At 26.7% G+C, this 12700-nt stretch carries 12 protein-coding genes; 2 read left to right on the top strand and 10 right to left on the bottom strand.

Annotation, left to right across the window (positions count from 1 at the left end; all coding sequences use genetic code 4):
* Positions 1 to 3: 3 nt before the first annotated feature.
* Positions 4 to 1740, bottom strand: coding sequence for an aspartate--tRNA ligase (aspS, locus tag E7Y35_RS01465; RefSeq protein ID WP_283272583.1), 1737 nt, complete (start codon positions 1738 to 1740; stop codon positions 4 to 6).
* The gene (gene hisS / locus E7Y35_RS01460; RefSeq protein ID WP_283272582.1) at positions 1740 to 2996 is read right to left on the bottom strand and encodes a histidine--tRNA ligase; all 1257 of its coding nucleotides are present in this window, start codon (positions 2994 to 2996) and stop codon (positions 1740 to 1742) included. The genes aspS and hisS overlap by 1 nt, the downstream gene beginning before the upstream one ends.
* 853 nt (positions 2997 to 3849) lie before the next feature.
* Here hisS and E7Y35_RS01455 point away from each other — a divergent pair.
* A complete protein-coding gene (locus E7Y35_RS01455; RefSeq protein ID WP_283272581.1) occupies positions 3850 to 4320 on the top strand; it encodes a hypothetical protein in 471 nt (156 codons plus the stop codon).
* 227 nt (positions 4321 to 4547) lie between these two features.
* Here E7Y35_RS01455 and E7Y35_RS01450 read toward each other — a convergent pair whose 3' ends face one another.
* From E7Y35_RS01450 to E7Y35_RS01415, 8 genes are all read right to left on the bottom strand, one after another.
* A complete protein-coding gene (locus tag E7Y35_RS01450; RefSeq protein WP_283272580.1) occupies positions 4548 to 4766 on the bottom strand; it encodes a hypothetical protein in 219 nt (72 codons plus the stop codon).
* Position 4767: 1 nt separating this feature from the next.
* Positions 4768 to 5589, bottom strand: coding sequence for a hypothetical protein (locus E7Y35_RS01445; protein ID WP_283272579.1), 822 nt, complete (start codon positions 5587 to 5589; stop codon positions 4768 to 4770).
* A complete protein-coding gene (locus E7Y35_RS01440; protein WP_283272578.1) occupies positions 5582 to 6088 on the bottom strand; it encodes a dual specificity protein phosphatase family protein in 507 nt (168 codons plus the stop codon). Before E7Y35_RS01440 ends, E7Y35_RS01445 begins: the two co-directional genes overlap by 8 nt.
* Positions 6089 to 7708, bottom strand: coding sequence for a PTS transporter subunit EIIC (locus E7Y35_RS01435; RefSeq protein WP_283272577.1), 1620 nt, complete (start codon positions 7706 to 7708; stop codon positions 6089 to 6091).
* A gap of 55 nt (positions 7709 to 7763) precedes the next feature.
* Positions 7764 to 8603, bottom strand: a complete 840-nt coding sequence (locus tag E7Y35_RS01430; protein WP_283272576.1) for a MurR/RpiR family transcriptional regulator — start codon at positions 8601 to 8603, stop codon at positions 7764 to 7766.
* Positions 8593 to 8727: a hypothetical protein gene (locus tag E7Y35_RS01425; protein ID WP_283272575.1), complete on the bottom strand. Its 135-nt coding sequence runs from the start codon at positions 8725 to 8727 to the stop codon at positions 8593 to 8595. The genes E7Y35_RS01430 and E7Y35_RS01425 overlap by 11 nt, the downstream gene beginning before the upstream one ends.
* 163 nt (positions 8728 to 8890) lie before the next feature.
* Positions 8891 to 9634: a hypothetical protein gene (locus E7Y35_RS01420; protein WP_283272574.1), complete on the bottom strand. Its 744-nt coding sequence runs from the start codon at positions 9632 to 9634 to the stop codon at positions 8891 to 8893.
* A gap of 378 nt (positions 9635 to 10012) precedes the next feature.
* Positions 10013 to 11578, bottom strand: a complete 1566-nt coding sequence (locus E7Y35_RS01415) for a lipoprotein (RefSeq protein WP_283272573.1) — start codon at positions 11576 to 11578, stop codon at positions 10013 to 10015.
* Positions 11579 to 12367: 789 nt separating this feature from the next.
* Here E7Y35_RS01415 and E7Y35_RS01410 point away from each other — a divergent pair.
* On the top strand, positions 12368 to 12700 hold the full coding sequence (locus tag E7Y35_RS01410; protein WP_283272572.1) for a hypothetical protein: 333 nt from the start codon (positions 12368 to 12370) through the stop codon (positions 12698 to 12700).

The following is a 12700-nucleotide window of genomic DNA, read 5'->3' as shown; positions in this document are numbered from 1 at the left end:
TTTTTACAATTTTAACTTAATTCCTAATTCATCTAATTGTTTTATATCAACTGGGCTTGGTGCTTCTGTCATAGGATCACTTCCTGAGGCATTTTTAGGAAAAGCAATTACATCACGAATTGAATTACTATTTGTTAAAATCATTGCCAACCGATCAAGGCCAAATGCAATTCCACCATGAGGTGGCACCCCATAATTAAAAGCATTTAAAAATCAACCAAATTTACTTTCAATTTCTTTAGCAGTCAATTGTAATGATTCAAACATTTTTTGTTGAATATCACTTTGGTGAATTCGAATACTTCCCCCTCCAATTTCATACCCGTTTAACACCAAATCATAGGCATTAGCTCGTGCAGTAGCTAAATTTTGATCAAAATTAGCTAAGTATTCTGTTGTTGGTGCAGTAAAAGGATGATGTGCTGCTTCATAGCGGTTTGTTTCATCTGATCATTCATATAATGGTCAATTAATAATTCACAAGAAATGATACTCATTAGGAGGAATTAAAGCAAACATCTTTGCTAATTCAACACGAACTGCTCCTAATGCTTGGCAAGTAACCGTTTTTTCATCACTAACAAAGAAAAATGTACCCAGTTGTTTATCACTAATTTTTAATAATGCTGTTTTTTCTGCATCACTAATAAATTTTGCAATTGACCCTTCCCACACATTATTTTCTTGTTTAACTCATGCTAATCCTTTTGCTTTATTTTGTTGAGCAATTCGGGTTAATTCCTCAACTTGTTTTTTTGTTACTAAATGCGGAATAAAAATTCCTTTTAAACTAAGATTATTTTGTAAGGCACTAGCAAAAATGCTAAAAGTTGTTTGATCAAAAATAGTTGTTGCATCAAATAATTGTAAATCATAACGAGTATCTGGCTTATCTGTTCCATACTTTTCAATCGCATCATCATAATTCATTTGAATAAATGGTGTTTTAATTGTAACTTTCATTACTTCAGTCATAATAACCTTAAATAATGCTTCAACTAGCGTGAAAATATCTTCACGTTCAACAAAACTCATTTCTAAATCTAATTGTGTAAATTCTGGTTGTCGATCACTACGTAAATCTTCATCACGAAAACACTTTGCAATTTGAAAATACTTATCAAACCCAGCTAACATTAATAATTGTTTAAATAACTGCGGTGATTGTGGTAATGCATAAAAATTGTGTAAGCTTTGGCGTGATGGTACTAAAAAATCACGCGCTCCTTCTGGTGTTGATTTGTTTAAAATTGGTGTTTCAATATCAATAAATTTTTGCTCTTGCAAAAACTGTCGAATTGTATTTATTAAATGATTTCGTAACATAATTTTTTGTTGCATTACTGGTCGACGTAAATCTAAGTAACGATATTTCATTCGTACATCTTCTAATGCATCAGTTACATCATTAATAATTAAAGGTGTTGTTTGTGCTTTTGATAAAATTGTTACTGTTATTACACTAATTTCAATTTCACCTGTTTTTAACTCTAAATTCTTATTTTTTCGTTCAATAACAGTTCCCTCAACACGAATAACAAATTCATTACGAACACTGTTTATCATCTCATATTGTGAATGTTCAGGTTGAACCACAATTTGTGTAATACCCTCACGATCACGTAAATCTAAAAAAATAATACCCCCCATTCGGCGATTTTTAGCAACTCATCCTTCTAAAACAACTTTTGTTTGAACATTCTTTAATGTTAATTCCCCACATGTGTGTGTTCTTTTCATTATTTATTCTCCTTACTTAAAAATGTGATAATTTTCTCAAATTTAACTTCTTGTTCTTTGCCAGTTGTTTGGTTTTTAATTTTAACAACATTTTTTTTCAATTCTTCATCACCAATAATAATGGCATTCTTTGCTTTTAAACGTTCCAATGATTTAAATTGTGCTTTAACACTTCGTGATAAATAATCACAATCAACACGAAAACCACTTCCCCGCAATAATAACAATAATGATGTTGCAAAATAACGGGCATGATCAGATAAACAAATTAAATAAGCATCTAAATAAGGTTCATCAGCTAAACTAATTTGATTTTCCGCTAAAGTTAATAATAAACGTTCCAATCCTAATGCAAAACCAACCGCTGGATAATCTAAACTAGGTTCAAAACTATTTACTAATTGATCATATCTTCCCCCACCTAACAAAGTTAATTCATGATCTTGTTTATCAACTACTATTTCAAAAACAAGAGAAGTATAATAATCTAACCCGCGCACTAATTTATGATCTAATACAAATGGGATAGCTAATTTTGTTAAAATATTTTGTAAATTATTAAATTCAGTTTGATCACTTTCTGATAAATAATCATAAATTTTTGGTGCTTGATTAAACTTTTTGCTATCAATTTTACAATCTAATACTCGCAACGGATTTTTTTCCACTCGAATAATACAATCAGAACATAAATCTTGGGTTTTTAAAAATGTTTTTAAAATTTCAATGTATTTTGTTCGTTCTGAACCAACTGTTAAATAATTTAACTTTAACATAATATTTGGTAAACCAAGTGCTTTTAAAAGATTATAACCAAGTAAAATTACTTCAACATCTAATAAATAATTTTTAACACCAACAACTTCAACCCCAAACTGATTAAATTGTCGTAATCGCCCATGTTGTGGTCGTTCATAACGAAACATACTGCCAAGATAAAATAATTTTAATGGTAGTTCATATTTTCCATACAATTTATCTTCAAGAATACTACGAATCACAGGGGCTGTTGCTTCTGGACGTAATACAAATTGACGTTCTTTTTTATCTAATAATTCAAACATTTCTTTAGTAACAATATCAGTTTCCGTTCCAACAGCACGAACAAATAAGTCTTTTGCTTCAAATACTGGTGTTCTAATTTCATGATAATTATACTGCATCACAATATCTCGTAAAATTAATTCTAATGCGCTTAATTCACTAGCTTTTTCATAATATATGTCTTCGGTTCCCCGTGGTTTTTGAATATTCATAATTTTCTTTCCTCTCTAAATAAAAAACTAAAAGATTGCCTAGGAACGAAAAATCGCGGTGCCATCCTATTTCATTATCTTTTAGTTAATGCGCTTAATTGTCAAAATCTATTAAATTTTTATAATGAAGTTGTCAACACTGTTTAAAAGTTAATAGTTTTCACCAACCACTATTTCTCTGAACAATTATTTTTAGCAATAATTTCTTTCATTACAAATTATACCTATTTTTTTAAAAAAGTAAATTAATTAAAAGAAAAGGTTCCAATTATTTCATCCTATCTTTCAATAAATTATACGGTTGCTGAGGCATATTTTTAAGTATTTATTTAAATAATATTTTTAAAATTAATTTTTTGAGCAATTTTAAATAACCATGAAAAACCTCTAGCCTTTTATTTATCTTTAATATGTCATTTGGTCATCTCCACAAATATTATAACAATTTGCTTTTTAACTTAATATAATCCCTTTTGTCATATTTAATGTTCCATAGACATGTGAAAGTGAATTATCCACATGTACACGTTGATGATTAATAATTTGTAAATAATAATTACTATTTTCTTGATATCATATATATCCTAAATAAAAACTTGTAGAACAATGAGCAAGCTCTTCCATAAAATCATCATTGGTACCTTTTTTGGATATTGCAATTTCCCATTTGTATCTTTGATATGGCTCCAACTCCTATAATATTTTAACTTTTTTAACAACCCAAATTCTTCATTGTAAATTTTAAACTTAAATGTTATTCTAAAAATTATTTATCTATAATAAAAAATAAAAGAGATTATTTATATAATTTATTTAAGGAGGAATAAAAAAATGAAAAAACTATTAATATTAAATGTTAACAGCAGCCAGCGCAAGTGCTGGAGCTAGTAGTATAGCAAATATTATTAACAAAAACCAAAATGAATTAGTAAAAACAAGTAATTTAAAACTTAATTATTATGATTTTGATGAAAACAGCAATGATAGTTACTATTTTGGAGGAACAAATCAAGGAACATTAACTGAATTTAATCGTACTAATTCATCTATTAATGGTGTATGAGGTTCACAACATTTTTACAACTCAAAATTACAAACACAACACTGAGATATGTCAGATGCTCCTGTTAGCGATAATTTTAAAAATTATAACGAAATTACAATCTTCAATAATGAATGACACTTGGGATTGGCACAAGCTACTTCTCGAATAGCTTTACAATACTATAAAGGTTATGATGGAACTTATAATTTTAGATTCGCAGCATTTAACAGTAAAACAGATTGATCTGCAACTTACCCTCATTTTTGAGGAACAGTATAAAATAATATCAAAATGAAATATCTATAAATAAGGAAAGGTTCAATAAAACTATAACTTTATTTATAGATATTTTATTAAAAAACTATAAAATAATTATTTGGCCTAAAATTTAAATAAACAAAATCTTAAATTTTGTTAAAGTGGCTTTTAGTTAATTAGCATAATACTAGATTTGTTGACAATTAAACAAAATAAAAAAATTAAGTAAATTTACTTAATTTTTTCTTTTAAAATAAAGAAGTAATAATTCTTCAACTTAATATTAAAAATAAAACCATTGCTGTTCCAAAAAATACTCAGTGTAAATTACTTTTTAATGTTCCGAAAATTGTTGATGAATTGTTGATAATTAAATTTTTATTCTTATTTTTAAAATAAAGCAGTAAAGCACCAATCAAACAACAAATAACTATTAAAATTGTCCAAACAATAATAAACACTATCACTTTATTCTCCTCCAATCTGTTTTACTGTAATTCCTTTTTCACCGAAAAACCTTTGTATAATAACATTAAATTTACTATTAGTAGTTACAACAAAAAAATCATTTTTTTGGCATTTTAAATCATTCACTATTTCATGTAATGGTGACACAAATATTTGATAAATTTCAACATAATTAGTTAAAATAATTGTTTTCTTAAAATTAAGGTTATTTTTCCCAATAATTTTAATTTGCTGTAATATATTAAAATTAATTAATTGACAAATAATATCATTGATTGCTTTGGTGCTTAATAAGATTTGATATTTTTGCATTAAAGTTTTACTTAAATGTTTAAACAATCAATCTTCTCCACAGAAAAATTTTTCCATTATTATTTTTTTCTCTTGACGGATAAATAAATAAGATTTTTGTTCTTGTCACCAAATCATTGCTTGATAATGATTATCTCAAATTGGTGTAATTAAATTGTCATTTTTACAAAAATCAATTTCTGGAATTTTCAACATTAATGCTTTAATTTTGTCTTCTAACAAAAATGGATATCAAAATACTAAATGATTATTCTTAATATATTTTTTTAAAACATATTGAAAATATAATAAGCAAACAGTTTCATCGGCTATTCTTGAATCATCCATAATTTTAACAATCCGAACATTATATCCCTTCTGTCGTAGAAATTGTTGACTAGTATCACCCACTCCAAGCACTTCATTTGTTTTTAAATCATAAATAACATATAATGGGATTTTAAATAATACTTTATGTTTAATAAAAACCGTTAAAGTATCATTAATAATTATTGCCTCTAATTTATTCATTTTCTTTTCCTCGGAAATTACCAAGAGTTTCTCAAGATCAATTCATTTGTTCACGAAAATGCAAATAAGGATAGTTCTGAAAAATAAATTGATATATTCCTTCATTCACACTCATATTCGGATAAAAATTTTGTAAATATAAAGTTATTGCTTTAAAAAAGTTATCTTGTGATAATTTATTGTTTAGAACTAAATACATAAAAACTAAACTAGCACTGCGCGAAACACCACGTTGACAATGAACATATATTTTTCCTTTATTAATATTGTAATTAATAAATTTTAAACCTGCAATAATTGCATATTTATTAATATCATCAATAAAATAACCATCATCTAAATTTAAAATTAAAGTAGTTGGAGTTTTTTTAAAATTTGGATACTTAATTTCATCATAATACGAAAAATTGTAAGAGATATCTGTTGCTTTTAAAACATAATCAATGTTATTTGGTTGTGAAAATTGATCACCAAGATATAAATTATCAATGATTTTCATTTAATCTTTAATTTCTAGAATTTTTTTAACATCGCTAGCAATATTCACAACTTTCGGTCCAAAAATACTATGAATTTCAGTTTCATTATATTTAAATCCAAAAGCCCCTGCCGCTTTTGCCAACTCTTCATTAAATAATGTTTTATCTTTCACAACCACTCTTAATCGACTAATACAATTAGCAAAAGTAAGAATATTTTCAACACCACCATATGCTTTAATTATCATTTCTGCTTGCGACAATGGCAGTAATCCATTTCCATTATTAGTATTATCTTGTTTTAATGCTTCTTTTTTTGTTGGTAATGTAACGGCTTTTCCTTCACGACCAGGTGTTTTAAAATCAAAATACTTAATCATCCCATAAAATGTTCCAAAGTAAAGTCCTGCTACACAAGGACCAACAATAAATAATCCTCACACACGTTCGATTCTTGTTACATTTAAAGCATTAACAACAATTCAAGTTACAATACCACTTCCACGTGTTGAAATTTGGGCAAAACCAGCAAGATACATTGTTAAATAAGTTATCCCAGTAAATATTGTATGAATCAAATATAAACATGGTGATGCAAACAAAAAACTAAACTCAATTGGTTCTGTCACTCCCGCTAAGAAACTTGATAATGCCGCAGCAATTAGGACTGAACCTGCCACCTTACGATTTTGTTTTGGAATCATAAAATACATTGCTAATGCGGCAGCTGGTAAAGCAAACATATTAGTTGGAAATGTACCATTAACAATTCAAGTATCTTTTGCCGTAATTAATAACCCATCCCCTAATTTTGCTAAAGCTACATTATAAATTCCTTGAATTTCAACTCCTGCTACATTTTGATATACTGCTCCAACAGCAGTGTAATATAAGAAATAATTAACAACTTGGTGTAAACCAAACGGAATTAATAGTCGATTAGTAAAACCATATAAGAAGGGGCCTCCTGCTCCCATTGCTGCTCATGATTTTCCCACAGAGACTAAACCCGCTGAAATTGGAATTCAAATTAAGGCTAATAACATTCCCAACAATCATGCCACAAGTGTTGCAGCAACTGGTGAAAATCGCGGCCCTCCAAAAAAACTTAATCACATTGGAAACTTAATTCGATAAGTATACTTATGAATTACATAACCAATTAACCCAGCAATCATACCACCAAATGCATTATAATTAAAACCTATTTTACCAAATCGAGTTATTAAACCATACATTTGCGGTTGTTTTAATCACGTTGGATTTAATAATCCAATCATAAATGATGATGAAAAATATAATGCCGCTAAACTTAATAAACCTGATAATCCTGCTGCAAGTTTTTCCTCTTTTGCTAAACCCGCAGCTAGACCAACGGCAATTAAAAAATCAATATTGGTAATGGCAATCATTCCAATATCTTTAATCGCATCAGCAACCGTTTTTAACGTTCCTGTATACGTATTAAAATGTAAGGAAATTGATTGCATTGCATAACCAATGGCACCAATTAATGCCAATAACGGAATGATCGAAACCGGAACAATAATGGCACGGCCAAAAGTTTCTAAACTTCGTCTTATTTTACCAAGAAACATCTTCGTTATATTTCAAATTGCCTTATTTTTTATTGTGTTCATTTTTTAATACCTCCTATTCTTATTTTAGTAAATTAAAAAACAATTAATTTTGCAATTAATTGTTTTTATTTTGCTTAATATTTGTTTTAGTAGTAATTCGTTTTGTCTTAATCTTTTGTCAATATTCTTTATCTAACTCTTTAACCTGTAACCCAATTTGTTCAATAATTTGATCTAAAATAATTTGCACAATGTATTTACCATTCATTGGAAAAATATCAGTATCTAATTGGGTTTCATCAATCACCTTGCCATGAAAGTGATAATCTAATGAATCCTTATCAACAAAAACATTTGAGGATGAAACAATTATTTTTAACATAACAGGTTTGTTTTTAATTAATGTTAAATAACGCTGGACCTTAATATTTCTGCCCCCAATTGTTAAAATTAAGACAACGGTATTTTGATCAAGATTAAAACCTTTTTCATCATATAATGATGATATTAACGTAACATCAAACTGAAAATATAATAGTTGAAAGTAAAAGAACTGTCCCAAGATTTTACTATTGCCAGTTGCAAAAATAACTATTTTTTTAGTTTCATACATTGTCATTGCTACATCATTAATTTTATTAAAATCCAAGGCATTTAAAGAATGAATAATTCCTTCACATAAAGTATTTTTGTATAAACGAGCAACTGGTTGTAAAGTTGTTACTAAAAAATCACTATCAATTGCAAAGAGCTCATTTTTTGCCGCCTTAAAACCATTAATTCCTATTTTTTGAAACAATCGGGTAATTGTTGACAAACTAACATGAAATTTACTTGCTAACTCTTTTAATGTCATATTACTAAAAGCAGTAAAATTATTTAAAATATAATCAGCAATTTGTTGCTCTGTTTTGGTTAATTCATTAAAGTGCAATCGCAATTTATTAAGTAGCATTATTGTTGGTCCTCATTATTATTTTTATAGTTTGGTAAATATGACTTGATATACTATTACTACCTACTATTTCTGGGGCTAATGCAACAATTGTTTGAACTAAAATGTTTAATAATTTGTTCATATTTGTCCTCCTGAGCAGATTTTAATCTGCTTCTTTTAATTAAATAAGATTCTTAACAAAAAAATAAGATTTTTAGATATAAATTTGAAAAATTTTTTACTAAAATAATATAAACAATAAAAAAACAGGTTTAAGTTGGAACAACTTAAACCTGTTTTAATTATTAAGCATCTTCTTTATAATATTTATTTCAAGAAGCAATATCATCACTATCTTCTTTCTTTGCTCCATTTAATGATGGTTCAGTTTCACCATCAACCTTTTTATTTTCAATACTTTCTTTTGTTCGATCAACAATAAATTCATTTTCTGGTGCAGTTCGGTTTTGTAATGATGAAATTTGCATTCTAATTCGCGACATTGTTAAATTATTATCTTTGAATTCAATTATTCATTGAATTGGTAATGCTAAGGGATCAATTTTTTCGGAATTACGAATTAACATTAATAACATATTAATAAATTTTCCAAAACCTTCTTCACCAACCCAATGATTCATTTCTAATGGATCATGTACTAATTGATTTTTTACTAAATCATAATTTGAAGCATGTGCTTCTGTAATTCTCTCAGCTCACTCTGATTCAGAAATTAAATAAAAGTTCGTTGATAAACTACAATTAAATAAATGTTGTTGATTTTTAAATAATGAAAAATTAAATTTATCAACAATAATAGCACTAATACTAATTGTTATACCTGATAAATCAGTTACATCATTCATTCAACGAAAAATTGCTTGAACATAACGAAGAATAAATTTCAATTTTCCCGATGAATAAAGAACTGTTTTTCAACTTTCATAATCAAATTGATATTCTGCATCATGACGAACTTTACGAATATTCTCATCAGGTTCTAAATCTAAGAAGTCCTCAGCTGATAAAATTATCATATCTTTTTTCATACGATTGCTCCCCTATAAATATAACCTATGTATTTAATTTACTAATAAATTATATCACAAATTAAGGAATAAAACTACCGCTTTGATATATAAAATTTTTAGAGATGGTAAGAAATAATTGGAACTTTTAACAATAAATTTTATTCGGGATAACAACAATTATCCCCTCAAACAAAAGACTAAACGTCTTTTTCTTATTTTTTTAAGATCACTGCTCCCATTTTTGTCACAATTATTTTATTATTAATGGCATTGGACTATTATCCCATTTTGAATGAATTCTTTCATAATTATAAAATTTAACATATTCTTTAATATCAATTATTGTCTTATGATTTTAATCATAAGTACCAAATGTTTTACAATTTATCTTTCAACCTAAACAACTTTAAATTCAATTGTTTGTAAAAATTCATCAGTTTTATCGGTATTTGTTTCTTTGTAACTTGGTCCAAAGAAAAAACTATAAGCAAAATTACTTCATTCAAAATTGATTGCATTATCCTCTGAATAATATCCACTTTTACTTTGTTTTCAAAACAATTGAAAAGCAAATGATTTTGTTTCTTTTATTAAATTGATTTTTCCATCAACGATTCTAATAATACTATTTAAATTCACTGTTGAGTTTAATGTACTTACAAATATACTAAAAACTTTTATAAAAACTTGTTTTAAATTAAAACTGACAGTATTATTTAAAGAAACAGCTGTCTTTATTAAATTGTCAAAATCATCTTGGTTCACTTTAAAAACAAGTTTGTCATTGTATGTTTCAATTTGATAATACTGTCATAACTGCATTGTTGTTTTCGCAAATTGATTTAAGTCTTCATCAATTTTTGCTTTTTCTTTTATTAAATAAATCTTATTTTTTAAATCTATCCTTGTGCTCTTAAATGGTAGGTTTTCAATTGTTAAAGTATCTGGTCTAAAATAGGCCATAATACCCTTAACATAATAATCTTGTATAGTCCTTGGGCTAAAATAATTTTGCTTATAAAATTCCAAAAAATTCTCGGGTGTTAATTTCTCAGCATTATAACCTTCCCCAGCCCACGGTAAAACCGAATTGGATTTAAGCATCCTATTATAGAGTTGAAACTCCCTATCATAATCATAACTGTAGTCTACTCTTCACATCCCAATCCGACCCTTAAATACAATCCCTATTGCCCTTAATTCTTGCTCAATATGAGGTCAAACAGTATTTGAAACATATATTCTATCAAAACTGATGTTTGATTTAGCAACAGCATTATAGTTTTTCTTTTTAAAAAGCTCATCAATAAAAGCAATAAAATAGTTTTCAAGGTCCTCCTGAATACCGTTTAAAGCTTCAATATCATTGCAAATAACAACTAAACCATCAATGCTATCACGTTGTTCAAGGTTTTTAAATTTAATTTGGTATGAAACCTTGAAATTAATTGTAATTCCCATAATACTATTATTATTAACGGTAAGTAATTTTGCTAAATTATCAAAATTAATATGACTTAACGTAAACATAATATCATTTGGTTCAATTGATAATGGCATTGTATGCAAATAAAAATTAGAATATTCATTTGCAATTTCACGATTAATATTTTCAAATTCTGTTTTGAATCCAGTTACTAATTGATCAAGAAAACGTCACTGACTAATTTTTTTTCCTACTAAGGTTAAATTATCATGTTTTTTTACATTATCAACTAATTCTTGAAATTTTGTAATTTGATCAGGATAAGTGTTAATATCAATTGTTGCTTTTTTATCTCATCATGCTTTAAAAGTTTCTTTTACTTTTTTCATAATTTTATTGATAATTTCAACATCATTTGTACCTTCTCCAGCATCATCATCAGGAACATGCTTTGGATGACTATTACAACTAATAATGCTATTAACCGTTGGTACTAATAAACCAGCACTCGTTAAAATCGTTAACAATTTTTTCATTTTTAAATCCCCCTTTTGTAAAAAACATTTATATTTTAATTATTATATTTATTATTATATTTAAAAAAAAAAAAAAAAAAAAACAAGAGGGTCATCTTTGTTTAATCATGTTTATATAAGTGCTTCCTTACTAAAAATCCGGACACATTATTCATAATGATAAAATATAAAAAAATTATCAATTGAAATAAAACTGCATAATCAATTAAAAAAGATGAGGAAATAGATTTATTAAAAAGCTATATCGGAGTTTAAAATCAATCAAAAAGAAACCATTAAAACAATCAAAATCTTAACTGAAAAATATTCTTTAAATAAACGAAAGATTTTTAAACTCCTCAATATTTCTAAATCAACATATTACTACAATATAAAAAATCAACAAAATTAGAGTATAAAGATGAAGCAAGATATCAAAAACTAATAAAAATGCAAAAATAAAATTTCAATGCCCTAGGTGCTAATTTAATAATAAAACATCAAAAATACGAACAATTAAATTCGTTTTCTACTACCGAAAAACCTGCTGGTAACTATATGTCCAAAGGAGTTGTCAAACGAATTAAACAAAAATATGATATATATCCAAGTTTTTACAAAATAAAAAGAAAAATTAAATCTAAATCCAGTAATGATCAACCAATTTTTGTACAAAATTATGAATTAAACCAATTAAATCGTAATTTTAAAATTTACCAAAAAAAAATAAAATATGAGTATTAGATGTAACATTTATTATTCAAAAAACTACTAAGGAAATCTATTATCGCTGTTCTATTCAGGATTTATATGATAGAAAATTATGCCAAGTTATTTATTCAAAAAAATGATAGTAATTTAATAATAAACACAATTAAAAAAGCTATTAAGAAAAATAAAAAAGATCTAAATGGTCTACTCCTCCTCCTAGATCAAGCAAGCGTACATATCTGCCAAAAAATGAGAAATTTTTGTGCCAATAACAATATTACCTTAGATTTCTCTAATGTCGGAACGCCATTAGATAATGCTGTTAAAGAAAGCGAACATAGTCGATTTAAATGTGAATTTCTCTATCCTAATATTAACAAATTATTTTTCTTTAATAAAGAAAGTTATAAGTTCTGAACAATTCTTACTTAA

The sequence above is a fragment of the Spiroplasma sp. SV19 genome, assembly GCF_030060925.1.
Taxonomy (GTDB): domain Bacteria; phylum Bacillota_I; class Bacilli_A; order Mycoplasmatales; family Mycoplasmataceae; genus Spiroplasma.
Note: the sequence above shows the minus strand (reverse complement) of the source record. Positions and strands in the feature narration are given on the sequence as shown.